The organism is Planifilum fimeticola (assembly GCF_003001905.1).
GTDB classification, from domain to species: Bacteria; Bacillota; Bacilli; order Thermoactinomycetales; family DSM-44946; genus Planifilum; species Planifilum fimeticola.
Genome location: NZ_PVNE01000001.1, coordinates 206,637 through 230,523, shown reverse-complemented (window position 1 = coordinate 230,523; position 23,887 = coordinate 206,637). Strand labels below are relative to the sequence as shown.

23 protein-coding genes are annotated in these 23,887 nt (G+C 58.7%); 14 read left to right on the top strand and 9 right to left on the bottom strand.

Translation table 11 applies throughout. The features are described 5' to 3' along the window. The 6 genes from CLV97_RS01060 (at window position 1) to CLV97_RS01035 (ending at window position 6,159) form a co-directional block, all read left to right on the top strand. Complete coding sequence (locus CLV97_RS01060; protein ID WP_106343660.1) at window positions 1–549, top strand: RNA polymerase sigma factor; 549 nt, start codon at window positions 1–3, stop codon at window positions 547–549. Window positions 550–564: 15 nt separating this feature from the next. After that, entirely contained in the window at window positions 565–1,314 is a 750-nt protein-coding gene (locus tag CLV97_RS01055) for an anti-sigma factor family protein (protein WP_106343659.1), read from the top strand. Window positions 1,315–1,665: 351 nt separating this feature from the next. Beyond that, window positions 1,666–2,784: a bifunctional 3-deoxy-7-phosphoheptulonate synthase/chorismate mutase gene (locus CLV97_RS01050; protein WP_106343658.1), complete on the top strand. Its 1,119-nt coding sequence runs from the start codon at window positions 1,666–1,668 to the stop codon at window positions 2,782–2,784. Window positions 2,785–3,079: 295 nt separating this feature from the next. Then, complete coding sequence (locus CLV97_RS01045) at window positions 3,080–4,180, top strand: hypothetical protein (RefSeq protein ID WP_106343657.1); 1,101 nt, start codon at window positions 3,080–3,082, stop codon at window positions 4,178–4,180. A 150-nt stretch (window positions 4,181–4,330) separates the two neighbouring features. Further along, window positions 4,331–5,359 carry a catabolite control protein A gene (gene ccpA, locus CLV97_RS01040; protein WP_106343656.1) on the top strand — a complete coding sequence of 343 codons (1,029 nt, stop codon included), beginning with the start codon at window positions 4,331–4,333 and terminating at the stop codon, window positions 5,357–5,359. Window positions 5,360–5,439: 80 nt separating this feature from the next. Further along, window positions 5,440–6,159 carry a 5'-methylthioadenosine/adenosylhomocysteine nucleosidase gene (locus tag CLV97_RS01035; protein ID WP_106343655.1) on the top strand — a complete coding sequence of 240 codons (720 nt, stop codon included), beginning with the start codon at window positions 5,440–5,442 and terminating at the stop codon, window positions 6,157–6,159. A 400-nt stretch (window positions 6,160–6,559) separates the two neighbouring features. On the opposite strand, the gene CLV97_RS01030 is transcribed toward CLV97_RS01035, so the two are convergent. The 7 genes from CLV97_RS01030 to CLV97_RS01005 all read right to left on the bottom strand — a co-directional run bounded on the left by CLV97_RS01030 (window position 6,560) and on the right by CLV97_RS01005 (window position 15,249). Beyond that, on the bottom strand, window positions 6,560–7,342 hold the full coding sequence (locus CLV97_RS01030) for a class I SAM-dependent methyltransferase (protein WP_106343654.1): 783 nt from the start codon (window positions 7,340–7,342) through the stop codon (window positions 6,560–6,562). 84 nt (window positions 7,343–7,426) lie between these two features. Continuing rightward, window positions 7,427–7,891 carry a hypothetical protein gene (locus CLV97_RS17820; protein ID WP_146130376.1) on the bottom strand — a complete coding sequence of 155 codons (465 nt, stop codon included), beginning with the start codon at window positions 7,889–7,891 and terminating at the stop codon, window positions 7,427–7,429. A gap of 153 nt (window positions 7,892–8,044) precedes the next feature. After that, window positions 8,045–9,376 carry a YjiH family protein gene (locus CLV97_RS01025; protein ID WP_106343653.1) on the bottom strand — a complete coding sequence of 444 codons (1,332 nt, stop codon included), beginning with the start codon at window positions 9,374–9,376 and terminating at the stop codon, window positions 8,045–8,047. Window positions 9,377–9,510: 134 nt separating this feature from the next. Next, window positions 9,511–10,494 carry a formimidoylglutamase gene (gene hutG, locus CLV97_RS01020; protein ID WP_106343748.1) on the bottom strand — a complete coding sequence of 328 codons (984 nt, stop codon included), beginning with the start codon at window positions 10,492–10,494 and terminating at the stop codon, window positions 9,511–9,513. A gap of 51 nt (window positions 10,495–10,545) precedes the next feature. Then, the gene (hutI, locus tag CLV97_RS01015) at window positions 10,546–11,820 is read right to left on the bottom strand and encodes an imidazolonepropionase (RefSeq protein ID WP_106343652.1); all 1,275 of its coding nucleotides are present in this window, start codon (window positions 11,818–11,820) and stop codon (window positions 10,546–10,548) included. Beyond that, the gene (hutU, locus tag CLV97_RS01010) at window positions 11,817–13,496 is read right to left on the bottom strand and encodes a urocanate hydratase (protein ID WP_106343747.1); all 1,680 of its coding nucleotides are present in this window, start codon (window positions 13,494–13,496) and stop codon (window positions 11,817–11,819) included. The genes hutI and hutU overlap by 4 nt, the downstream gene beginning before the upstream one ends. 136 nt (window positions 13,497–13,632) lie before the next feature. After that, window positions 13,633–15,249: a helix-turn-helix domain-containing protein gene (locus CLV97_RS01005; RefSeq protein ID WP_106343651.1), complete on the bottom strand. Its 1,617-nt coding sequence runs from the start codon at window positions 15,247–15,249 to the stop codon at window positions 13,633–13,635. 157 nt (window positions 15,250–15,406) lie between these two features. On the opposite strand from CLV97_RS01005, the gene CLV97_RS01000 reads away from it, so the two are divergent. Genes CLV97_RS01000 through CLV97_RS00985 form a run of 4 tightly spaced genes read left to right on the top strand, consistent with a single transcriptional unit; the run spans window position 15,407 to window position 17,956 of the window. Next, window positions 15,407–15,901 carry a small multi-drug export protein gene (locus CLV97_RS01000; protein ID WP_170070317.1) on the top strand — a complete coding sequence of 165 codons (495 nt, stop codon included), beginning with the start codon at window positions 15,407–15,409 and terminating at the stop codon, window positions 15,899–15,901. A gap of 17 nt (window positions 15,902–15,918) precedes the next feature. Further along, window positions 15,919–16,653 (top strand): hypothetical protein, encoded by a 735-nt coding sequence (locus tag CLV97_RS00995; protein WP_146130375.1) that lies wholly within the window; start codon window positions 15,919–15,921, stop codon window positions 16,651–16,653. An 18-nt stretch (window positions 16,654–16,671) separates the two neighbouring features. Continuing rightward, window positions 16,672–17,079, top strand: a complete 408-nt coding sequence (locus CLV97_RS00990; protein ID WP_106343649.1) for a GntR family transcriptional regulator — start codon at window positions 16,672–16,674, stop codon at window positions 17,077–17,079. After that, entirely contained in the window at window positions 17,072–17,956 is an 885-nt protein-coding gene (locus tag CLV97_RS00985; protein WP_106343648.1) for an ATP-binding cassette domain-containing protein, read from the top strand. Before CLV97_RS00990 ends, CLV97_RS00985 begins: the two co-directional genes overlap by 8 nt. A 46-nt stretch (window positions 17,957–18,002) precedes the next feature. Here CLV97_RS00985 and CLV97_RS00980 read toward each other — a convergent pair whose 3' ends face one another. After that, entirely contained in the window at window positions 18,003–19,481 is a 1,479-nt protein-coding gene (locus CLV97_RS00980; protein ID WP_106343647.1) for an L-lactate permease, read from the bottom strand. 127 nt (window positions 19,482–19,608) lie between these two features. On the opposite strand from CLV97_RS00980, the gene CLV97_RS00975 reads away from it, so the two are divergent. From CLV97_RS00975 to CLV97_RS00960, 4 genes are all read left to right on the top strand, one after another. Then, window positions 19,609–20,166, top strand: coding sequence for a helix-turn-helix domain-containing protein (locus CLV97_RS00975; protein ID WP_106343646.1), 558 nt, complete (start codon window positions 19,609–19,611; stop codon window positions 20,164–20,166). A 41-nt stretch (window positions 20,167–20,207) separates the two neighbouring features. Then, complete coding sequence (locus CLV97_RS00970) at window positions 20,208–21,275, top strand: NAD(P)H-dependent flavin oxidoreductase (RefSeq protein WP_211295647.1); 1,068 nt, start codon at window positions 20,208–20,210, stop codon at window positions 21,273–21,275. A 553-nt stretch (window positions 21,276–21,828) separates the two neighbouring features. Beyond that, window positions 21,829–22,299: a hypothetical protein gene (locus CLV97_RS00965; RefSeq protein ID WP_106343644.1), complete on the top strand. Its 471-nt coding sequence runs from the start codon at window positions 21,829–21,831 to the stop codon at window positions 22,297–22,299. Window positions 22,300–22,319: 20 nt separating this feature from the next. Then, window positions 22,320–22,805 (top strand): hypothetical protein, encoded by a 486-nt coding sequence (locus CLV97_RS00960; protein ID WP_106343643.1) that lies wholly within the window; start codon window positions 22,320–22,322, stop codon window positions 22,803–22,805. A 266-nt stretch (window positions 22,806–23,071) separates the two neighbouring features. On the opposite strand, the gene CLV97_RS00955 is transcribed toward CLV97_RS00960, so the two are convergent. Further along, on the bottom strand, window positions 23,072–23,884 hold the full coding sequence (locus CLV97_RS00955; RefSeq protein ID WP_106343642.1) for a sugar nucleotide-binding protein: 813 nt from the start codon (window positions 23,882–23,884) through the stop codon (window positions 23,072–23,074). Window positions 23,885–23,887: the final 3 nt, after the last annotated feature.

Here is a 23,887-nt window from a genome sequence, read left to right as displayed (position 1 = left end):
ATGAGTTCCAAAACGGATGTATCCAACAGTAGAAAGTTTGTGACGGATGAATTTATGGAGCGGATTCAACAGCACCGGCGATATCTGTATCACATCGCCTATCGGTTGACCGGAAACTCGGAGGATGCCAAGGATCTGACGCAGGAGACCATTTGGCAGGCTCACCGGAAGTCGAGCAAGTATGTCTATGAAAAATCGCTGAAGGCCTGGCTCCGAACGATGATGACCAACTTGTTCCGGGACCTGAAGCGAAAAAAAAGTTTGAAACTGGTAGCGCTGGAAGACGCGTTTATACATTCAGAACCTCCTCTCTCGGTGGGCACCCAATCCGTTGAGGAGCAGGTGGAAAACCGTCTCCTTCTGGAGCGGGTGAAGGAGGAGATTCGCGATTTGCCTGAAATTTACCGCCGTGTCATTATTTTACGTCATTTCCATTCTCTTTCCTATTCGGAGATCAGCGAACAACTGGATATTCCCGAGGGAACGGTGAAGACCCAGCTGTTCCGCGCGCGGAAGATGCTGAAGGAACGATTGACCAAGAATGGTTGAGGAGATGACCGGGGAATGTCTTGCCGAGATGTGGATCGGCTAATACAGCTCTATGTGGATCGGGAACTGGATGCACCAGGTGTTCAACGCCTCCGCGAGCACGTGGCCGGTTGCGCCGCTTGCAGGCGAAATCTGCAGGAGATGGTGGCACTGGTCAACACTTTGGAGGAGATACGGACCCATGTTCGCATGCGTTCCGCTCCCGCTTCTTTGATTTGGCTGAAAAGGGCGGCCGCATGTTTGGCGATCGCGGTACTGATCTATCTTGCTCCCTTTGGAACGTTGCCGTGGTCTGCCGACGAACCGCGAATGGCGGTCGACCGCGGCGAGACGGACATTTCCCGAGAATTGCCCGAAGCGACGCACAAGGTGATGGTATTCGCAACCCAGGGGGAGACTTTGCACATTCCCCAGAGCGACTATATCCACGTGGTGAGCCCCAACCAATTCAATCCGGAGTCCGGAACCGATACGGCATGGATTTATCCCAGCGCCATTCCGTTCTTCCTGGAGGACGGCTCATCCTGGTACACCCGGGTGAAGCGCCTGGTTTTCGTCAGGGTGCCGGATGACCACACGTTCAAAACCTTAATGTCCACGGTCGGCATCAGATTGGACCAAGGAGCGGAGCAGTTGAGAAACACGGCTTTTCCCACCTCCGTCATCATCACCCTGGGAAAAGAGCCGAAACTGACCACCTTCACCTTTCCGGATCAGGAAAAGGAAATTTCCCGGTGGTTCGAAAAACTGTCGGCGGTTCATTGATGGACGGTTCCCGCACAAGACCGACGGCACGGGAGCGGTTGGCGTTTCGACTCCCTCTGGCGGCAAGGCACTCGCCGAACATCCCTAGGTGCGCAGTTGAAACCGGGTGGTCCATTTGACCGCTCTTTTTTCTTGGGCGGAGACGAAGGGCAGGCGGGATTGAAGACGGGGAGCCCGAGGCGGGGGGCGGATCCGGAACAAAAAATGAGATCCCCCGGATGGTTCAAGTGGGGCCGGGTCATCGGTCATCGGATTTGGGCAAAGCCCTTTTTTTGTTTTTAGGGGTGACAACAATCACTGATTCCGTTATAATAGTCGTCAAAATTTCTTTGCGGATGGGAGAGGAGCCGAGTGAGCCGGAGCCTGAGTCGATTGGATGAACTGAGAAGCCGGTTGGATGAGATCAACCTGCAATTGCTCAGCCTGATGAGCAAGCGCGGGGCAATCGTCAAGGAGATTGGCGAGATCAAGAAAAAACAGGGAGTTCAGAAATTTGATCCCGTCCGGGAGCGGGAAATGCTGGAACAGCTGGTCAAGCACAACACCGGTCCCTTTGATGACGAGACAATTCGCCACCTGTTCAAGCAGATCTTCAAGGCTTCCCTCGAACTGCAGCAGGACGATCACAAAAAGACCCTGCTCGTCAGTCGGAAAGATCATCCCCAGGATACGGTGGTCATGGTGGGGGACGAACCCGTCGGCAATCACCGGAAAACCGTCGTGGCCGGCCCCTGTTCCGTGGAGTCGGAAGAGCAAGTCCGCAAAGTGGCCGAATCGATGAAGCGGCAAGGACTGCGCCTCCTGCGCGGCGGCGCTTTCAAACCGAGGACATCTCCCTACGACTTTCAGGGGTTGGGTGAAGAAGGGCTGCGCATTTTGCGCCGCGTTGCCGACGAGTTCGATCTGAAAGTGGTCAGCGAGATCGTGAATCCCGCAGATATGGAGCTGGCCGTCAAATACGTGGACGTGATCCAGATCGGAGCCCGCAACATGCAGAACTTTGAGCTGCTGAAGGCGGCGGGTTCGGTGCGCACGCCGGTGTTTCTCAAGCGGGGCATGTCGGCGACCGTTGAGGAATTGCTGTTTGCGGCGGAGTACATCGTCTCCCGCGGAAACCGGCAGGTCATCCTCTGCGAGCGGGGAATTCGGACTTACGAAAAATGGACGCGGAACACCCTGGACATTTCTGCGGTGCCTCTCCTGAAGCAGGAAAGTCACCTTCCGGTGTTCGTCGATATCAGCCATGCCACGGGTCGGAGGGATATTTTGCTTCCGGTGGCCAAGGCGGCGCTGGCGGCCGGCGCCGACGGGATCATGGTGGAGGTTCACCCCGAGCCCGCCGTCGCCCTGTCGGATGCGCATCAGCAAATCGATATTCCGCAATTTGAGAAGCTGATCTCCGACCTCCGCGAATCGGGACTGCTGTCGGAATCGCAGGATCCGGCTTCCGTGGCTTCTTCAGGAAAATGACGCTTCGCCGGAAACGGGGATGCCGGCAGACGGGCTGAAAGCTCCAACGGAACACATCCCGGACCGCATTATTCATCGCAGGATGCTGAAATCCTCGTCCTGGATCCTCCACGAGGGAAAGGGGCGGGGATTTTGGATTTTCATTGGAAGAAGTTGATGGGGATGGAAATCGTCCGTTCCCCCTTTTCCTGCTATAATAGATATGGTTTTCGAGGGCAGGGCATCCGTGGTCGCACGTTGCCGGAATCGGTTGTTGGCGCCCTTCCCATTTGCGGTCCGAAAGGGTGGGTTTGAAGTGGACGGACGTCGGTGTTTGTATGAGGCCAATCGGGAAAAGTGGCCGCCGGATCGGCTTTTCCGGGTCATGGCGCAGCACGTGCCGAAGCTTTACGCCCCCTATTTGCTGACGAAGAACGGCAAGAAACGGCCTCTGGTCTCTCCGGGGCCGTCTCCCAATAGCAAACGGATGATCCTCTTTACCGATCCGAACTTGTCAAAGGTGCTCCGCGTGGACCAGTCCGTCACATTGATGGAGCGGAAAGTGACGGATCTTCTGCGGAGAGCCTTTCGTTCGGGATTTGACGGTTTGGTCATCAATCCGGGAGATTCGTCGCGGCGGGTCATCCACCGGGAGGAGATGCTCCGCCTCTTCCGCGAGTATGCGGTGGTTGAAGGGCGACGTTTGGGCGGGGGATGGGTTCCGACCCGGGGGGACAAAATGTTGTTGATCGAGCTGGAGGATGGGGCCTATACGGTGACCGCCTACATCGATGAGCGGGATGCCCGGGAGGTGTGCGACTCCTGCGGCGGGGAACCGGTCCTCCATCCCTGGGACGTGATCGCTGACCGCTGTCTTCAGGCGGGAGCCAAAGCCCCCTATCTCCAATTCGGCTTTCCGGAGCAGGTTCTTCTGCTTCCCCGGCATATGAATGAGCTGCAGGGGAAGGGGCAGGACAGCCCGGAATCCCGGGAAACCAAGGAATGTCTCGAGCGGTTGGAACAGGCGGTGAAGAGGGGGCAGGGATGGGTAAACAGCAGGGAGATCATCCGGCGGATGGCCGAACTGCGGAAGATTTGGGTCATCGTCGATCCGGACGGAAAGCCCGCCTTCCTTGACTTCGAGACGAGGGTTCCGGTGGTGGACTTTTTCACTTCCCGGGACCGTGCGATTCGCCTGATCAAAGCGTTTCAGCAAAGGGGAAAGGAACTTCCGGGGATGGAGCCCCGCTTGGTGGATGCCCGTCCCCTGTTCAAACGCCTCGCCGCTTATGAGCCGATCGTCTGGATCAACCGGGGTGCGCCGGAGGGATGGACCAGCGTCTCCAATGGGCTGCTGCCTGCCGTCCTCAGCGAAGGTCCCGCCGCTTCGGGAGCGACTTCCGGGGCGGATCGGTGAAGGGTGGCGGCTCCCTTTATTGCGTTTTTAAAAATTGTCATTTGAAAGCCCTTTATTTTGTGGAAATGTAACCTTAATATTATAGAAGGGAAACCCTGATATGCGCGGCATGAAGGGAAAGATGAAAAACGAACGGATGGGGTATTAAGGATGGAAAAAAAACGCGGAGCGGTAACAATTTATGACGTGGCGGAGGAAGCGGGCGTTTCCATGGCCACCGTGTCCCGGGTCATCAACGGGAGTCCCAATGTGAAGCCGGCCACGCGGAAAAAGGTGTTGGAAGCGATTCGCCGGCTGGGATACCGTCCCAATGCCGTCGCCCGCGGGCTGGCCAGCAAGCGGACGACGACGGTGGGTGTGGTGATTCCGGACATCTCCAGCGCGTTCTTCGCGGAGCTGACGCGGGGGATCGAGGATATTGCCAATATGTACCACTACAACATCATTCTCTGCAATTCGGATCAGCAGAAACAGAAGGAATTGCAGTTGAGCGAGACCCTCTTGGAAAAGCAGGTGGACGGCCTGCTCTTTCTGGGCGGCGAGGTGACGGATGAGCACCGGGAAATTTTCGACGGGGCCTTTGTGCCCGTCGTTTTGGCGGCCACGGTGGATCGGAAGGGGAAATATCCCTGGGTGTCGATCGACCAGAAGCAGGCCGCCTTTGATGCCACCGATGCATTGATTCGGGAGGGACATCGGGAAATCGCCCTGATCGGCGGCCCGCTGACGGATGCGATCAACGGCTATCCCCGGTATGAGGGATATCGGGAGGCTCTCGAGAAACACGGTCTTCCCTTCCGGGAAGATCTGGTCCGCATCGGGGATTACCGCTATCGGTCGGGGATCTCGGCGATGGAGAGCCTCCTCGCTTCCCAGTCTCCGCCGACGGCCGTCTTTGTCGCCGGGGATGAAATGGCCGTGGCAGCAATTCACGCCGTCCAGGATGCGGGGAAATCGGTTCCGGAGGATGTCTCGATCATCGGTTTCGACAATATTCCCCTGGCGTCCCAGGTGCGCCCGCAACTCAGCACGGTTTCCGTGCCGATGTACGATATCGGCGCCGTGGCCATGCGTCTGTTGACCAAATATATGAACGATGAGCCGGTGGAGGACCATGAAGTGGTTCTCCCGCACCGCCTGGAGTTCAGGGAGTCCACCCGGACCAGGGAAATGGACTGAAGCCTTGTTTTTCGGCGGTTTCCGGAGAAGGGGGCCTTCCCCGGCTTTCTTGCGCCGGTGTAGAAAGGAGAGAAAAGCGCATGGTGATCGGACTCATCGGAGCGATGGACGAAGAGATCGCTCTGTTGTTGGATGAAATGGAGGCGGTGTCGGAGGAGAAATACGCCGGAACGCACTACCACCGGGGACGGTTGGAGGACGTGTCGGTGGTGTTGTGCAAATCCGGGGTGGGGAAGGTGAACGCGGCGGTCAGCACCCAGGTGTTGATCGATCGCTACCGGGTGGATGCCGTCATTTTTACCGGTGTGGCAGGCGCCCTTCACCCGGATCTCGATATCGGCGATATCGTGATCTCCACCGAGTGCCAGCAGCATGATATCGATGCCAGCCCCCTCGGCTTTGCCCCGGGGGAGATTCCCTTTCAGGAAACCTCCGTTTTTCAGGCCGATCCGCATCTCGTCGCCTTGGCGGAGGAAGCGTCGGAGAAGGCTTCCGGCGGGAAGACGATGATGGGGAAGATTCTCTCCGGCGATCAGTTCGTATCCGATACGGAGCGGGTTCGCAAGTTGCACGAACGCTTTGGAGGGGTGTGCGTTGAGATGGAAGGGGCGGCGGTCGCCCACGTCTGCCACCTGAACCGGGTTCCCTTCGTCATTCTCCGGTCCATCTCGGACCGGGCGGACCATTCCGCTCACGTCAACTTCACCCGGTTTACCAAGATGGCCTCCCGCCGCTCCGCCGGAATCGTCCGTCGCATGCTGGCGGAACTTAGGCAAAAGGGGTTGGCGCCAAAAAGTTAAGAAGGTTTTCAGTCCGACCGGGCGCATCCGGAAAGCGCCCGGTTTTTCTTTTTGGCGGAAACCCCATCTCCATTTGAAAGCTGCTGATCCTCTGGGGATTCTGACGTTCCGGAAAGGAGTGATCGCGGCCTTTGTGGGCCACCCGGGCATTCACAATAGTTAAATCCCATTATCAATAAACCGTTGAATCGCCACGAAAAAACAATCCTCAACCGAGTTCGTTGAAAGTTCCTTTACGATGAACGGAGAGGGTTGTGCCGCGAGTTCCTTTGTTAAGTGGGCGAAACGAAGCGGCACATCCACTCGGCCTTGTGAAGACCAATCTGCAGTGTCCGTTGTGATCCCTATTTTCGTCCAAGCAAAAAAACAGGATCTCCCCTTCACCGGGGATCCCGTTATTTTATCCCTTTTCCGCGACGATGAACAGATAATCCCCCCGGTTGCCGGCGTATAGTTCGCGCACCCGGTCGATCCGGCCGCTCTTGATATCTGCACGCAAGCGTTCGCATCCGGTGCGGATCTCCTCTTCCTCGGCCAGGGTGACAAAGGTGGAGATACCGGCTCGCACGGCGGGATCGAGGTAAAGATGGGGACGGTGTTTGCCGCTGTAGAGAAACAGGTCCTGAAGATCGGGCTGCACGAGGAAGGTTTCCGCTTCGCAGCGCACAAATCCTGCTTCCTTCAGGCGAGCCGTCAACAGGGAGACCGGCGGCATCTGCCGGCTGGCCGCCTCCAGGGCCCGAGGGAAGTATTCCCGGAGCCAGTATCGTTCCATCTGCTCCGGTGACGAGGTGAAGATGACCAACCGCCCGGACCGGAGAACGCGGCACACCTCCGAAAACACTTTCCCAATCTTTTGCATGTGGTGCGCACACAATACCATCGTCGCCCCGTCGAAGGTCCCGTCCGGAAAGGGCAGAGCTTCGGCATCCGCCTGCACCCATTTCACCCGGTCCGATTTTCGCTCCGCCTGCCGGATCATCTCCCGGGACACGTCGGCGCCCGTCATCATCAGCCCGGTTTCCGCCAAAGCGATGGTATAGTTCCCCGTCCCGCATCCCACGTCCAGGACCGGTCGTCCATCCCGCAACTGGAGATGGACCCGCAGCCGTCGCACAATCTCGGGATCCGCCTGCCGGGTCACGTCATAATCCCGGCCAATCCGGTCGTAAAGAGCAGTCATGCTCCCCTTCCTTTCCGATGAATTCGCGTGAAACGCAATTTTGGTCCCGCTGTTTCCCCCGTTTGTCAGTTTTCTGCCGTTTATCTAATGACGCCCCTTCCTCCGACCGTAAAGATAAGCAGCACCGGTTGCACAGCCGACGGCGAACCCGCCGACAGCGGCAACCCATATCCATTCGAAAATGCCGCCCTCGATGATATCCCCCTGCAGCACGCTTCTCCAATTCTCCCAAAAATACGGATCCCCACGGCGGGAGATGTGAAGTTCCGGACGGCCCGGGTAGCCGATCAGCAGGAGATGAACGACGTTGGTCAGATAATACGATGCAATCGAGGCACACCAGGTCAAGAGACCGGCGAGAGCGGATCGCGGCGCGGATCGGGAGGCGCGGGCCTCATGGAGGGCGATGGGGACGATGGGAACCAGCCAGATGCCGAGGCTGAGAACAAACCACAGGAGTCCTCCGCCAACAGATCGAACACGAGGCGATGGTAGTAAAAATCGAAGGCGCCGAACAGAAGGCCGATCGAAAGATAAATCCACCAGCACAGCATGGACATGCTCCTTTGGACGGGTTTTGCGAGGAATCTGGTTTGTTGTCTGCTTTTTTTCTACGATCCGGTGTTCGGAAACTCCTACCCGAAAACGGAGGATTCCAAAAAAAATCGGATCCCGTAACCGGATCCGGTGAAATCCATGGGCTCACAACAGCAGGTAAACCAGCGGCGTGGCGATCAGGAGCGTCAGGATCGTCCGCTCCACCCAGATGACCAGCAGTTCCCAGATGGAGATGGGGATCTCCGTCGACAGGATGCAGGGGATGGAGGCGGAGAAGAACAGGATTGCAGAGACGGAGACGATGCCGATGATCATTTTGGTGACCAGGGGAGCTTCGGCGACCAGCAGCGCCGGCAAAAACATCTCGGCGATCTCCACTGCGGCGGCCTTGGCGGCCAAGAGCGGTTCCGGAATCTGCAGCAGCCAGGTGAAGGGCGCGTACAGGTAACCGAGAATGTCAAAGAGCGGCGTGTATTTGGACAGGAGCAGACCGATCAGTCCGACGGACATGATGGAGGGCAGGATGGCCATCGTCATGACGAAGCCGTCCCGCAGATTGCTCCAGACGTTTTTGGCCAGGGAGGGGGCATTGGCCGACGCTTTAAGGGCTTCCTGCCAGGCGTGATGCAGCAGGCGCTCCCGAATTTCCGGCTCCGGCGTTCCTTTACCGTCGTAGTAGGATTCGCGTTTGCCGCGGAGGGGCCAAATCCGAACGCTCAGCGCGGTGACGGCGAAGGTGACGAACAAGGTGAGCCAGAAATACAGGTTCCAATGTTCCATCAGTCCCAGGGTTTTTGCCACCACGATCATGAAGGTGGCGGAGACGGTGGAGAAGCCGGTGGCGATGATGGCCGCTTCCTTGGCGTTGTAATAGCCCTCCTTGTACAGGCGGTTGGTGATGAGCAGGCCGATGGAGTAACTGCCGACGAAGGAGGCGACGGCGTCGATGGCCGACCGTCCGGGGGTTTTCCAGATGCGCCGCATGACCGGACGGAGGAAGACACCGACGAATTCCAGAAGGCCATAGCCGACCAACAGGGCCAGGAAGACGGAGCCGACGGGGACCAACAGTCCCACGGGGATCACCAGTTTTTCGAAGAGGAAGGGACCGAGATCCGGGTCAAACAGCCACTTCGGCCCGAATCCGAAGACGAGCATGGCCGCCGTGATCAGTCCCAGAACCTTGAGAATCGAGAACACCTGCTCCACCCGATCCTTTTTCCAGGTGCCCCGGGCAAAGGGATAGACGGCCCCGAGAAGGATCACCAGGAGGGCGTAATAGGGAACAACCGGCCCGAGGACGTTGCGGATGCCCGTTACCAGGTGATCCAGCGGAATGGAGGAGGTTCCTCCCAGGGTGATCGGAACGAAAAACATAAAGAGACCGACGGCGCTGAACAGAATCAATTTTGCGACATCGGAGGGTTGAACAGAGCGCCCCGGCGGACGAACGTTTTCCGGTGCGGTTTTTTCCATGATGATTCCTCCTTGCTGTCATCCGATGAAGCAGGGGTTGAGGGAATGTGCCTTCCGGCCGCAGGAGCGCGGCTTGGCGGCACATTCCCCACTGCTCTTCATCCTTGCCTCACCGGCTTGGTGGATTCCGGTTTTCACAACCCCTTGCGCTGCGCAAAACCGGTCAAAAAGGAGAGCATGGTGTGGACCCCCGCTTTGACGGTGACTTCCCGCACGTCCCGATGAGGGTCCAGGCAGACGAGATCCATCGCCTTCACCTTTGGATGGGTTCCGGCGATTCGGACCGCCTCAAACAATTCCTCTGTACGCATGCCCCCGGGGGTGGAGGCGGGGGCGCCGGGAGCGACGCCCGTATCCAGAACATCCATATCCACGGTCAGGTAGATGGTGTCCACCTTGCCGGCCAGAAAGCTGAGGGCTTCGGCGACGGCCTTTTCCACCCCCCGGCGGCGGGCCTCCCTGAGGGTGACGTAGCGGACGCCGGCGCGGTCGGCGTATTCCTTCAACGACTTGGCGTTGAAGAACCCGTGGAGGCCGATGTTGCAGACGTCTTCCCCGCGGATCGTGCCGCTTTCGATCAGGTTGCGGATGGGTGTTCCGTTGGTGGGACCGTGATCCTCCAGGCTGCGCAGGTCGAAATGGGTGTCCAGCTGCAGGATGCCGATCCGCTCCTCCGGGTGGGCCCGCTTCCACCCCTTGACCAGCATGGCTGTGATGGAGTGGTCACCGCCCATCACCAGCGGGAGGGTGTGGGAATGATGCTCCCGCATCGCCGCCATCGCCTCGAGAATGTTTCGATGGCAGGCGGCGATGTCGGTTACGTGCTGGCGCACGTCCCCCAGATCCACCACCCGCAGGGGAGAAAGATCCACCCCCTCGTCCAGGTTGTAGGTGGTGAAATATTTCCACGCCCGCCGGAGGGCGTCGGGAGTTTCGCTGGCCGCCGAAGCGCTGATGGAGGAGCGGGAAAGGGGGACGCCCAGCAGGGTGACGTCGATGTCGGACCAGTCTGGCGCGACGGCTTCGCCAAGATCCAGCGTCCGGATCCACTCGTGCACTTTCGGTTCGGCCGGAAGGGGATCCGGCCGGTTCCACCGGAAGGACGGGGGGTTCAGCATCGGATAGGGATAGCCTGTCCCGCTGTTCGTCAAGCCGCATCGCCTCCCTTCTCACCGGATTTCATTGGACAGGACCACTTCGCCGCCTTTGATCACCGTATGGACGTGGTTGACACCGAAGGCGTACTGCAGGCTCATGTAGTTGGAAACGTCAAACAGGACGAGGTCCGCCTTTTTCCCTTCCTCGATGCTGCCGATCTCATGCCCCCTCCGGATGGCGTGGGCCGCATTGATGGTGGCGGCGGTGAGGACTTCCGCAGGGGTCATGCCCATCTTGAGGCAGCCCAGATTCATGATCAGAGGCATGGAGACGGTGGGGGAGGATCCCGGGTTGCAGTCGGTGGACAGGGCGACGGGGACCCCGGCGTCGATCATCCGCCGCCCGTCGGCCGACTCCGCCATCAGGAAGAAGGCGGTTCCCGGGAGCAGCACCGCGACCACGCCCTTTTCCGCCATGGCGCGGATGCCCTGCTCCGATGCCTTGAGCAGGTGGTCCGCCGAGACGGCTCCCACCTCCGCCGCCAGCTCGGCTCCTCCGTAGGGCTCGATCTCATCGGCGTGGATCTTGGGAAGAAGTCCCCATTCTTTCCCCGCTTCCAGGATGCGGCGGGACTGTTCGGGGGTGAAGACGCCCTTTTCGCAGAAGACGTCGTTGAATTCGGCCAGCTTTCTCCTGGCCACCTCGGGGATCATCTCCCGGATGACCCGATCCACGAAGTCGTCGGGCCGCTCCCGATAGGCGACGGGGACGGCGTGGGCGCCCATGAAGGTGGAAACCACGTCCACCGGATGGTTTCGATTCAGCTCCCGGGCCACTTCCAGCTGTTTCAGTTCGTGTTCCAGCGTGAGGCCGTAACCGCTCTTCGCCTCGACGGTGGTCACTCCGTGGCGCAGGAACAGATCCAGGCGCCGCCGGCTTTCTTCATACAGTTGTTCGTGCGTCGCCTTTTGGGTGGCGGAGGTGGTGGCGTGGATGCCCCCGCCGGCGTTCATGATCTCCATGTAGGTGGCGCCCTTCAGGCGCATCTCAAATTCGTTCTCCCGGCTGCCGGCAAAGACCAGGTGGGTGTGGGGATCCACCAGACCGGGGGTGACCAGGCGCCCCGAGGCGTCGATCACCCGGGCCTCCTCAAGGCGGGAACCGTATTTTTCCGTGATTTCCCGGTCGGTGCCGACGGATTGAATGATTCCCTCCTCGATCCAGACGCTTCCGTCTTCGATGATGTGAAGCGCCTCCATCGCCTTGCCGGTCAGGGGGGCGTCGGAGCTTCCCTTCAGCGTCACCAGTTGACTGGCGTGGCGGATCAGGAGCGGCCTGCGGCTCATTCGGATCCTCCTTCCAGCATCGGGATGTGGATGCCCTTCTCCCGTGCAAAGCGGATGGCCTTTTCGTATCCCGCGTCGGCGTGGCGGGCGACGCCCATTCCCGGGTCGGTGGTGAGCACCCGTTCCAGGCGCTTTTCCGCCGCTTTGGTGCCGTCAGCGACGATCACCATGCCGGCGTGGAGGGAATAGCCCATTCCAACGCCTCCGCCGTGGTGGACGGATACCCAGCTGGCTCCGCCGACGGCGTTAATCAGGGCGTTGAGGATCGGCCAGTCGGCGACGGCGTCGCTTCCGTCCTTCATCCCTTCCGTCTCCCGGTTGGGGGAGGCGACGGATCCGGAATCCAGGTGGTCCCGGCCGATCACGATGGGGGCTTTCAATTCCCCGCGGGCCACCATGTCGTTGATGATCTTTCCGAAGCGGGCCCGTTCTCCGTATCCGAGCCAGCAAATCCGGGCCGGAAGTCCCTGGAAGGCCACCTTCTCCCGGGCCATCCGGATCCAGCGGCACAACCGCTCGTTGTCGCTGAACTCCCGCAGGATCACCTCATCCGTCTTGTAAATGTCCTCGGGGTCCCCGGAAAGGGCAACCCAACGGAACGGACCCTTCCCTTCGCAGAAGAGGGGGCGGATGTAGGCCGGGACAAATCCGGGGAAGTCGAAGGCGTTTTCCACTCCTTCATCCTTGGCCACCTGGCGGATGTTGTTCCCGTAGTCGAAGGCGACGGCTCCCCGCTTTTGCATCTCCAGCATGGCCCGGACATGGATCGCCATGCTCTCCTTGGCCAGGGCGATCAGCTTTTGCGGATCGGACTTGCGGAGCTCGGCGGCCTCCTCCAGGCTCATTCCCCGGGGGATGTAGCCGTTGAGGGGGTCGTGGGCGGAAGTTTGATCGGTGACGATGTCCGGGATGATTCCCCGGGAAACCATTTCCGGCAGAATCTCCGCCGCATTCCCCAGGAGCCCGATGGACAGGGGTTTCCCCGCCTCCTTCGCTTCCATGGCCAGGCGTACCGCTTCATCCAGGCTTTCCGCCATCCGGTCCAGGTAGCGGGTTTCCAGACGGCGCTGAATCCGGGAGCGGTCCACCTCCACGGCGATGACCACCCCTTCGTTCAGGGTGACCGCCAGGGGTTGGGCGCCTCCCATTCCGCCCAGTCCGGCGGTGACGGTGAGGGTGTGCTTCAGGGATCCCCCGAAGTGGCGCCGGGCGCACTCGGCAAAGGTTTCATAGGTGCCTTGCACGATTCCCTGGCTGCCGATGTAGATCCAGCTTCCGGCGGTCATCTGGCCGTACATCATCAGGCCCTTCCGGTCCAGTTCATGGAAGTGGTCCCAGGTGGCCCAGGCGGGCACCAGGTTGGAATTGGCGATCAGCACCCGGGGGGCGTCCGGATGGGTCCGGAAGACGGCCACCGGCTTTCCCGACTGGATGAGCAGGGTTTCGTCTTCCTCCAATTCCTTCAGGGTCCGGACGATGGCTTCAAAGGCGTCCCAGTTTCGCGCCGCCTTTCCGATCCCTCCGTAGACCACCAGGTCTTCGGGGCGTTCCGCCACCTCCGGGTCCAGGTTGTTCATCAGCATGCGCAGGGCCGCTTCCTGGATCCAGCCCTTCGCGTTGAGACGAGTCCCGCGCGGGGCGCGGACGGTCCTCGGTTTCGCCTGGGATTTGCTCATGGTCGCACCTTCCTTCGTCACAATTCCCTTTCTCTTTTGAGTATACGAAATGCGGGGGGGCGGATATAGAAGGCCCTTTTTCGAAAAAGGCGGAGATTTTTTGAGGGCGTCGCCGGGGATGAAAGCGATTTCACCATCAAACTTCCTCTTCTTTGGCAACCTTCCTGTTTTTTAGATTCCGATACTCCCGGGGGGTGGTACCCATCACCTCTTTGAAGACCCGGCTGAAATGGTTGGCGTTGGGGAATCCGCACCGGCCGGCGATTTCCTGGATCGACAGGGAGGTGGAGGTGAGCAACCGGCGGGCGTGGCGGATCCGGATGGTTCGGAGCAGTTCCCGGAAGGTGACCTTTTTCTGGCGGGACAGGAGGTGGCTGAAATAGGCGGGGTTTCGTCCCACATGTTCGGCCACCTCCTTCAGGCTCAACTCCGAACGGTGGAACTCCTTTTCCATATACCGGACGCCCTGTTCCACCGGGTCGGAAAACTCCCGGCGGGCAGGATCTTCCGCGGCCTCAAAAAGCTCGTAGATGAAGAGCAAAAGGTCCTGCACGATCCGATACAGGAGGGGTTGGTAGAGCACCGTGGCAAAAATCTGATGGTACCGGTTTTCCAGGATCTTGTCCCGGTTGAGCCCTTCCCGCTTCATGAACCGGCGGAGCTGGGCCAGAATGCTCGTCAGGCGGATGCGGAGCAGACCCGGATCCGGATAGGGAGGCGTAAGGGAGAGAAACTCGTGTTGCATCCAGTTTTTTGCGTCGTCCCGATTCCGCCCGTCCAGCATCTCCAGCCACCGGTGCTGTTCCTCCGGCGTGAGAAAGGGATCCAGTTCCCGCCACTGGACCGGCTGCTTCGCCTTCACCACCTGCCGGTCCCCCCGGTAAAAGCGGAGTTGCAACGCCTGACGGGCGGTCTGGTATTGGTCCCGCAGGGTGGGCGCATTTCCGCCCGGATGAAGCACCACGAACAGCGAGATGCCGAGCCGCTCGGCCCCTTCGTTGATCATCCGGTAGGCTTCCCGGTGCAGATCCTGCTCGTTTTCTTTCCCTCCCCGGGGAAAAAGGGCGACGACGGCATCGCTCAAGGGAAACAGGGTCGGCTGCGAGCGAAAGGGATAATTTTGCAAAAAACGGTGCAGGGGAGCGATCTCCTCGGGCGTTTCCGGCTGGATCAAGAGCAGGGTGGCGGGCTTTGCTTCTTCTTCCCCCAGAAAAAGCGCCCGGTAGGAAAAGGAGGGGGGCGCCGACGGGGAGGGAGGAGATTGGATGCGGGCGGTTTCCGCCAGTTCCCGGTAGCAGCGGCTCAAGGTCCGGCGGACCCGGTCCGGGGACACGGGTTTGACCCACAGGTCGACGGCGCGCAGTTCGATCGCCTGCATCGCCCGTTCGAAGGTGGCCTCCGCCGTGATGCCGATCACCCTGCGGGCGTATCGGCGAACCGTTTGCCGAAAGCCGTCCCACAGGTCCCGGGGGATCATGTCCAGCTCGACGCAGATCACCTGCGGAACCTCCTGCAGGAGCTGCTCCAGGGCGGAATCAGGATTTTCCGCATGGATCACCCGGTCGAAGGGAACTGGATAGGATTGGATCAGCCACTCCAGACCGGTCCGTTCCTTTGCATCCCTGTCTGCGATCAACAGTTTCACGGTCATCATCTCCACCCGTTCCGGACTGAAAAAAACGATCATCAGATGTGCTAACTGCGGGTCAGGCGCCCGGCGACACGCCCTCAACTTCGCCGTTTCGTCTGTCATGCTCCCATTATACCTGAACCGTCTCCGTTAATTTCGGAATTCCCCATGGCGCCCCTTTTTATGATGGACAGAAAAACGATTGACAAAGCAACGGGAATGTTATACTGTATATATAGATATAAACACATACACACCGAAAGGAAGGCGGTGGGGGAGCATGGAAGAACTGAGGGTGTTGATCGAATCCTTTGAAGCGGGAGCGTACATCTCTTTGTTTCTGTTGGCCGCTGTGCCGTGGATCGAGGTAGGTGTCATTCCCCTCGGCGTCCTGATGGGTTTGCATCCGATATCGGTGGCGGTCCTCGGATTCCTGGGCAATTGGATTACCGTATTTCTCGTCATCCTGCTGTTTGATCGCTGGAATCAGTGGCGGAAGAGGAGGAAGCCGTCCCGAGCCGGTGCATCGGAAGAAGCGCCGTCCAAGCGGAAACAGCGCGCCCGTCGCCTGTGGGAACGGTTTGGCCTGCCGGGGCTTGCCCTGCTGTCTCCGCTGGCCACCGGTACGCATCTCGCCGCGGCGGTGGCCATGGCCTTCCGGACATCGAAGGGAAAGGTGACCCTCTGGATGACCGTAAGTATTTTCCTCTGGACGACCCTTCTCGCGGTCGGATCCCATTACGGCTTTGAATGGGCGATTCCTCAAGGAACTTGAAAGGGAGAGTGATGGATATGTCCCAAGCGCTTTGGTTTGCGCTGACGGAGCTGCGCCGGCGGTGGATCGGACTTGCGGGGGGGCTCCTCTTCGCCCTCTTCCTGGGTTTGATGTTTGGAGTCCTCTTAAACGGTTATATCAGGGATCCCGAGACGGCCAACATGAACGATTTGATGGTGGATTATCTGTTGATCGCTGTCCTTCCCGTCATGGGGACCGCCTTTTCCCGAGAATATCTTTCCTGGTCTTCCCTCAAGAAAGATCCCTTTCTGAAGCGGCTGGGCTTTCTGCGCATGTGGCCCATTCCGCTGTCCGTCATCGTGTGGAGCCGGTTGATCTATTCCCTCATCAGTTATGTGGCGGGCACCCTTGCCTTGTTTGCGGCGATGACCGCTGTCGGTTGGAACGGTTACGTATCCCAGTGGGGTCTTCCGCTCTACGGCTTTTTTCTCCTGTTCTGGTTCGGTTACGGTTTGACCCTGTGCGGTCTGTTCACCTGTCTGGAGTTCGGGATCCGCTTCAAAACGTACACGGTGATTTCTTTCATCCTTGTCTTCGCTCTGTTTGGGGGACTGATCACCTGGCATGTCCTGGATTGGAATCAGGAGAGGGCCATCTTCGAGAGGGTTTTGCATCTGGTTCAAACCTATGAGGCATTGCCGGGGTTGGCCGCCTGCCTGGTGGCAATCGTCTTTGTCGGGCTGTGGAAGAGCGTGTTGACCCGGCGGATCACCCGCGTCGATTTGCCCTAGAAAGGAGGGGGAAGGGCCATTCGTCTTCCCATTCGAATCGCGGAAAGCAGTCGTGAACCGATCTATCATCAGATCGAGCGGCAAATCATCGCCCTGATCGTCGGCGGTCAGCTGGCGGCGGGGACGCCGCTTCCCTCCATTCGGGCGTTGGCCAAAGAGCTGTCCTGCAGCGTGATCACCACCCGCAGGGCCTATCAAAACCTGGAGCAGCAGGGCTATATCCGGACGATCCAGGGGAAGGGAACCTTTGTGGCGGAAGTGAAGGCGGAGAAAAAGGAACAAGTGGCCCATGAAACGCTGTATGAAGCGTTTCGCCATGCCATCGGCATGAGCCTGGATTTGAAGCGGGATCCGCGGGAAACGAGAGAGCTCTTTGAACAGGTGCTCAAGGAAATGATGGAGAAGAGAGGGATCCGAGATGAGTGACGGAAAAGCGGCCGTGTACCTGGACGGATTGGTCAAGCGCCGGGACGGGTTTCGGCTCGGCCCATTGCACCTGACATTGGATCAGGGGGCGGTGTACGCCGTGATCGGCGCCAACGGATCCGGGAAGAGCACGCTGCTCAGAATCTGCAAAAATCTGATCCAGCCCGATTCGGGAACGCTCCGCATCCTGGGGCTTTCCTATGAAGCGCACGATCTGGAAATAAGCCGGCAGATCGCCTACGTGCCGGAACCCCTGTCGGGGTGCGAAGACTTCACCCTCAAGGAGTTGCGTCATCTGATCCACCGCTGGTATCCCGGCTGGGATGATCGGATGTACGAATCGCTGGTCCGATCCTTTCGCCTCCCCACGGAAAAGCCCGTGGCCAAGCTGTCCCAGGGGGCCCGCAAAAAGGCGGCCCTGACCCTGGCCTTGAGCAGTCAGGCCCGTCTGCTGCTCCTGGATGAGCCCGCCAACGGATTGGATTTCAACAGCAAGCGGGTATACCGGGAGACCCTCGCCTCCTATATGGAACAGGCGAACCGGACGGTCCTGCTCGCCACCAACGTGGTGGAGGACATTCACCAATTGGCCGATTACATTCTCGTCTTGAAAAACGGGAGGATTCAGGGTCCCATTGAAAAGGACGAACTGCAAACCTCCTGGCGTCAGATCTGGATCCGCAATGCGGGACCCGTCTCCTGGGACGACATCCGGGGCGTCTTTGACGTGAAGGAAGGCATGATGATCCACGTCGTTTCGATGGATGCCCAAAGAACATTGGCCGATCTGGAGCGGGCGGGTTGTGAAGTGATCGATGAAAAACCCCTTCCGCTGGAAGAGCTGCTGGACTATCTGACGAAGGAAGAAATGGGGTGAAGGCGGTCGATTGGCGGGTTGGGTCCGCCCCTCCGACGCAGGCATTTTAGAGAATGGTGAGTGAAAAGACGGCGGCGACGGCGATGGGAGCGACGGCCTTGAGCAGCCGGTTTTCCTCCGAGGGGATTTGGCAGACGGAGGCCGCCATCAGCACGCGGGACGGAGAGGCCATCGTCATATGGGCGGCTGCGGCGTTTTGCAGGACGGCGATCTCCTCCGTCGCCATTCCCAGCTGGTCGGCGACTTCCGCCTGAAGCTGGATCAGCATGGCATTGGCCGCGGCATTGCTGCCCGTCAGAAATCCACCGAGGGCCCCGATCAGGGGAGCGATCCAGACATACCAAGCGCCGAAGGCCCTGGACGCCGCCAGAGCGAGCACCTCGGTCATGCCGGAGGCGGACATCACCTCGGACATGGCGATCAATCCGGCCATGGACAGGACGACGGGAGTCCACTGTTTCCAGGTGGATTGCAGGGCCGTCATCACCTTCTTTTTGGGGATCTTGAACAGGACAGACGTGTACAGGCAGGTGAGAAAAAGGAAAAAGCCGGGGGAATACAACAAGGGCAGGGCAAACCGATACCCGGGCGCGTCGATGACCAGATGCGAATTCAAAAGGTCCTGAACCGGAGGAACCAGCCGGGAGACGAGGAGCAGTCCGGTTAAAAACAAATAGGGACTCATGGCTTTCACGACCCCCCTGTCCGGCAACGGCGGAGCGGAAGAATCCTCCGCCTTCCCGGGTGTCGCGGTGTCGGGGAAGAGCCGGATACATGCCAACTCCGCACCGATGGCGATCATGGAGGCGAAGACCCCGGCGAGTTCCACGCTCACGAAGGCGCTGAACAGATAGAGGGAGAGGATGAAGAAGATGAGAAGGAAGAACAGTTCCATCCACCGCTTCCGGATGCCCCTCCATCCTCCGGCGATGTAAACCGCCGCCACGGCAAACAGAAAAAAGGCCGGAATGCTGAGAATCGCCGCTCCCGAACCCATTTGGTGCAGGGACACCCCCGCCAGGTTGGATCCGATCACGGTTCCGGTTCCCAAGGCGCCCCAGGGCACTGCGCTCATGCTGACCAGCGCCAAAAGGGCCGCTTTGAATCGGCCGAATCCCAGCTGGACCAAAATCGGGGCGATGATGGTGATGGCCAAACCGAAGCCGCTGACCGATTCCACCAAGGGGGAAAAAGCCACCACCAGCAAAAGGATCTGCCGGACGGGGTCCCGGGTGGATCGGGAGATGAAGGCGGACAGGCTCCGGATCAAACCGGCTCCGCTCATGAGATGATACAAAAGGAGTCCGAAGAAGAGAACATAAGCGATGATGGATGCGGTGAGGACGCCCCTTGCGGAGGCGTGAATCACGGTGTCCGGTTCCGCGCGAAAAAGAGGGGTTGCCAGGGCGATCAAGACGGCTGTCAGCCAAGCGCTCAGACCGGCGCGCAGGGACGATTGTCTCCACACGAACAACATCAGCAGGACGGTCAAAATCGGGGCGGATGCAATCCCCAACTGCCACATGGATAGGACCTCTCTTTCGCGTATCATAAAAATCCACTATAATGGATTTTACATCTATGTTATCGCCGGATTGCGCGTATGTCAAGAAAAATATTCCTCTATAGTGGAAAACGGCGGAGGGAGCTCCATGGGGTTTGGCCGAAACGTTCGGAAGCTGCGGAAGGAAAAAAAGCTCTCTCTGGAAGAGCTTTCGAAGAAATGCGGCGTCAGCCGTTCGATGCTGTCCCAGATTGAGCGGGAAGAGAAAAATCCCACCATCCAGGTGGCCTGTCAGATCGCCGAGGGCCTCAATACCACCCTGTCCCGGCTGTTGGGGGAACAGGAAGAGAAAGAGGCGTTGGTCATCCGAAAAGGGGAACGGTTGATCTACCGGGACGAACAATCCGGTTTCGAAAGGCATCTGCTCTCTCCTTCCTTTCCGTCCCGGGGAGTCGAATTCATCCTGAACATCATTCCCCCCGGCAAAGAGTCGGGAGCGTTTCCTCCCCATTTGCCGGGCGTCAAGGAGTATATCGTGGTGGACGAGGGAAGGTTGAAGGTGGAACTTGCGGGCGGCAAAAGGAAATACGAGCTGGAACCAGGGGACTCCATCTACTTCGAAGCCGATGTGGAACACCGGTTCATCAATGCGGGAAACGGGGAATGCCGCTACTATTTGGTGATCGATTCCAACCAGGCAAAGTAACGGGCCGGAGCGGCTTAAGACTTCGGAGGGAGGGGGATCAGTTGCTGACGACGCGGGTGACAGAGCGGCTGGGAATTCGCTATCCGATCATCCAGGCGGGGATGGCGGGGGGAACCACCACCCCGGAACTGGTGGCGGCGGTTTCCGAGGCGGGCGGCCTGGGAACCCTGGGGGCGGGATACATGTCTGCCAACCGGATCCGGGAGGCGATCCGAGAGATCCGGGAGCGGACGGACCGGCCCTTTGCCGTCAATCTGTTCATTCCGGAACCCTTCGAGGAGGACCGGGAACGGATCGAACAGGCGCAGAAGCGGCTGGACCGGTTTCGGAGGGAGATGTGTCTTCCCGCGTCTCCGGATCCGGGCAAGTATCGGGAGCCCTTTGAGGAACAGATCTCCGCGGTGCTGGAGGAGCGGGTGCCGGTGTTCAGCTTCACCTTCGGGGTGCTGCCTTCCGAATGGGTGAAACGGTTGAAGAGGCAGGGGACCGTCCTGATCGGAACGGCCACCACCGTGGAAGAGGGCGCCGTCCTGGAGGAGAGCGGCGTGGACATGGTGGTCGCCCAGGGAAGCGAGGCCGGAGGTCACCGGGGAACCTTTTCCGGTTCGGTGGAAAAGGGGCTGGTAGGGCTGATGTCCCTGGTCCCCCAGATGGCGGACCGGGTCCGAATTCCCGTGATCGCCGCCGGCGGGATCATGGACGGCAGGGGGCTTGCGGCAACCCTGATGCTGGGGGCGGAGGGCGTCCAGATGGGGACGGCATTCCTCACCTGCCGGGAGAGCGGGGCCAATTCGGTGTACCGGGATGCGGTCCGAAACGCCCGGGACGATGGCACCGTTCTCACCCGCTCCTTTTCCGGGAGATATGCCCGGGGCTTGCGAAACCGCTTTGTTTCCGAAATGGGGAAATACGAAGAGGAGTGGCCGGACTACCCGATTCAAAACGCCCTGACGAGGGATATCCGAAGGGAGGCGGCCCGTCGGGGAAATCCCGATCTCATGTCCTTGTGGGCGGGCCAGTCCGCATCGCTGAGCCGCTCCCTGCCGGCGGCGGAACTGATCCGGAACGTGGTGCGGGAAGCGCAGGACCGGCTTAAGGAGAAGAGATGAGCCGTTATCCGGGACGGAAGGGGTGTGCGCGGAGGACCATCCGCCGCGCCTCTTTTTTCTTTTCCGGAGGCCATGGGATTAAAGTGCGATCATTGCCCGGGAAATGAGAACTGCGGTGTCAGGGAAGATCGGTTTTCACGCTTTTCAAGACCACGTTTGTGGGACGCGGCCCGGTGGGGATTGATGGGACAGGCTTTCCTGCGCCGGATTGGCAGAGTTCTGAAACCATGGATGGGAGCGACCTTCACCGTCCGGGGCGTGGTTTTTTCAGATGGAGGTGCACCCTTTCGACAGTTGACGGAATGTTGCTAAAATCCGTCGCTATTTCCGAGGGAGTCTCGCTGTCAGTGCCACCGATGGCATTTTCATCCATGATGCGTGCGCCAAGAAAAAGGGGAATTCGGGATGCGGCGGCAAAAAAACAGATCCCGATAGGGATAGTAATACAAAAATCAATGAGATTCTTGGCAAAAAACACCTGGATGATGATGAACTCACCAACGAACTAATCAATCATGTCAATGAAGAACATCTCGATAAGCTGTATCAGTCATTGCGCGAAAGATACCCTGAGGAAAAGGCGAAGGCCATCGCCCGGAACCTTTCGCTTGGCGTTGCCTTCAACAAAAAGATGGAAGCTAAATACCCCTACAATGAGGTCTACGTTGAAAACGATTCCGCCAAAAATGGATATGTTAAATTGGACTCCTATAATCCTGAAACAGGGGAAATCGTATCTCGAAAATATACCCAATTGGCCAACATCAAACCGGAAACTGCCAAAAAATACATCAGTGAACTGCTAAATAAATATCCGCCGGGTGCCCAAATCGCCGACGTTCCCTCCCAGCAAAAAGGATCTGGACATCGAAATGCGGGATTGGCGGGGCAACAATTAGATATTGACGGTAAAATGATTTTGGAAATTCCTGTACAGAAGAAAAAAGTTCCGAAAAAGATTCTGGATTATGCCAAGACAAGAAACATCGAAATAAGGGATGAAAACGGTCGTAAACTAAATTAGAAGAAAGGAGTAGAGCTTTGATGAAAGTGGAGTATTATGAGCATTGGGGAGCAAGCTGGAAAGAAGGGATTAATAAGCTTTCCTACGAGCAGGCTAAACGTTTTCACGAACAGGAAAAACCTTATGCTGTAATCATCTCGGATAAAAAGAGGCCCCAATATATTGTGAAAATGACCTTTAACAAAAAAGGGTATTATTGTGGTGTGCTTCATTTAAATGAAAACTTGGATTCTGAGTTAGTAGAAGCTTATGTAATAATTGACCGCCAATTATTCTTGAGAAATGTAAAGAAAAGGTATTTTGACGGGAGAGAAATTAGTCTTGTGACCTATCTTTACGAGGTGGATGGACGGTATCGGAAAAACTTTTTCATTGGTGGCAAGGAAACGGACGACGTGGAATACGGAACCTGCGATGTATCCAGTCATTTTCGCGAGATGATCCAATTTGGGAATTACGACTCCATCCTGCCCGAAGAGGCCAGGCGCGGTTTGCGCGAGGGTTGAGGAAGAGCATTCGCGGAGATAAAACGATGGGCTCGAAATTGTTTCGGGACACCCGGGTGATGACCAATCGGGTGTCCCTTTGTCGATGGATGCGGGTCCCGAGCTGAAAAAGCGCGCTGGGAGGCTTCGATTTGTGGGCATTTTGGATGTTTTTCTAGGCGGGAAAGGCTGCCGAAGACCTCTTGCGGAGAGCTGCCGGCAAGCCCCCAAGTTTGGGGGAAGGGGAAACGGTCTATCTAGAGTCCTTCACGTTTAAGAATCGTAACTTAGCTTCGGAAGTGATCCAGAATGTCGTCATGGGTGATCCGCAACTCCTCGGGCCATTCCCGTTTGGACAGGACCGCGAGGGTGCGGTCGGCGGGGTGGGAGATCACCTTGACGAGCTTTTTCGGGTAGCCGAGACGGGAGACCAGTTCCCGGTAGAATTCCGCCTGGGCCATGATATCCACGGATCCCAGGTGGAAGACCCCCTCCGGTCTGTGTTGAAGGAGGAAAGCGATCTGCCGGGCCAGCATGTCATCGGTGTGGCGGTTGGCGAAAAAGTTGTCGTGGTATTCGACGGTTTCGCCCCTTTTCAGCCGGTCCAGGAGTTGCGTCACCCGGGGAACGTCCTTGCCGAAGATCGCCGGAAAGCGCAGGATGCGGAGCCGGCTTCCCAGGACAGATGCCATCATCTCTTCGCAGGCGGCCTTGAAACGGCCGTATTCGCTTTCGGGTACGGGCGGCTCTTCCTCCGTGTGGGGATTCTGTGTGGAACCGTCGAACACCGCGGAAGTGGAGCAGAACCATACGTCACAGGGAGATCCTTTGGCCAGTTCCGCCACGGCCCGGTGGAAGCGGAGCTGTTTCTCGTAATCCCCCCGCAGCGCCAGAAGAACCGCATCCGGCCGGATGCGGTCCCAAAGGCGCTCGAGCTTTCGGAAATCCTCCAAATCCAGACGGTGACACCGATCGGAAGGGAGAGGGGGCCGGTTGTTCCGGCAGGTGCCGTGAACGGTGTACGCGTTTTCGGCCTCCAACAGGCGGACGAGGGCCTTGCCCACGGCGCCGCTCGCGCCGAATAGGAGGAGGCGGGGCATCGG

Coding starts and splice junctions, on each gene's coding strand:
- hutG (WP_106343748.1), bottom strand. CDS start 10,494: ATGCTGAACCCCCCGTCCTTCCGGTGGAACCGGCCGGATCCCCTTCCG.
- CLV97_RS01060 (WP_106343660.1), top strand. CDS start 1: ATGAGTTCCAAAACGGATGTATCCAACAGTAGAAAGTTTGTGACGGAT.
- CLV97_RS00955 (WP_106343642.1), bottom strand. CDS start 23,884: ATGCCCCGCCTCCTCCTATTCGGCGCGAGCGGCGCCGTGGGCAAGGCC.
- CLV97_RS00975 (WP_106343646.1), top strand. CDS start 19,609: ATGGGGTTTGGCCGAAACGTTCGGAAGCTGCGGAAGGAAAAAAAGCTC.
- hutU (WP_106343747.1), bottom strand. CDS start 13,496: ATGAGCAAATCCCAGGCGAAACCGAGGACCGTCCGCGCCCCGCGCGGG.
- CLV97_RS00960 (WP_106343643.1), top strand. CDS start 22,320: ATGAAAGTGGAGTATTATGAGCATTGGGGAGCAAGCTGGAAAGAAGGG.
- CLV97_RS01005 (WP_106343651.1), bottom strand. CDS start 15,249: ATGACAGACGAAACGGCGAAGTTGAGGGCGTGTCGCCGGGCGCCTGAC.
- CLV97_RS00995 (WP_146130375.1), top strand. CDS start 15,919: ATGTCCCAAGCGCTTTGGTTTGCGCTGACGGAGCTGCGCCGGCGGTGG.
- CLV97_RS01025 (WP_106343653.1), bottom strand. CDS start 9,376: ATGGAAAAAACCGCACCGGAAAACGTTCGTCCGCCGGGGCGCTCTGTT.
- CLV97_RS01030 (WP_106343654.1), bottom strand. CDS start 7,342: ATGACTGCTCTTTACGACCGGATTGGCCGGGATTATGACGTGACCCGG.
- CLV97_RS01055 (WP_106343659.1), top strand. CDS start 565: ATGTCTTGCCGAGATGTGGATCGGCTAATACAGCTCTATGTGGATCGG.
- hutI (WP_106343652.1), bottom strand. CDS start 11,820: ATGAGCCGCAGGCCGCTCCTGATCCGCCACGCCAGTCAACTGGTGACG.
- CLV97_RS01035 (WP_106343655.1), top strand. CDS start 5,440: ATGGTGATCGGACTCATCGGAGCGATGGACGAAGAGATCGCTCTGTTG.
- CLV97_RS00985 (WP_106343648.1), top strand. CDS start 17,072: ATGAGTGACGGAAAAGCGGCCGTGTACCTGGACGGATTGGTCAAGCGC.
- CLV97_RS01000 (WP_170070317.1), top strand. CDS start 15,407: ATGGAAGAACTGAGGGTGTTGATCGAATCCTTTGAAGCGGGAGCGTAC.
- ccpA (WP_106343656.1), top strand. CDS start 4,331: ATGGAAAAAAAACGCGGAGCGGTAACAATTTATGACGTGGCGGAGGAA.
- CLV97_RS00980 (WP_106343647.1), bottom strand. CDS start 19,481: ATGTGGCAGTTGGGGATTGCATCCGCCCCGATTTTGACCGTCCTGCTG.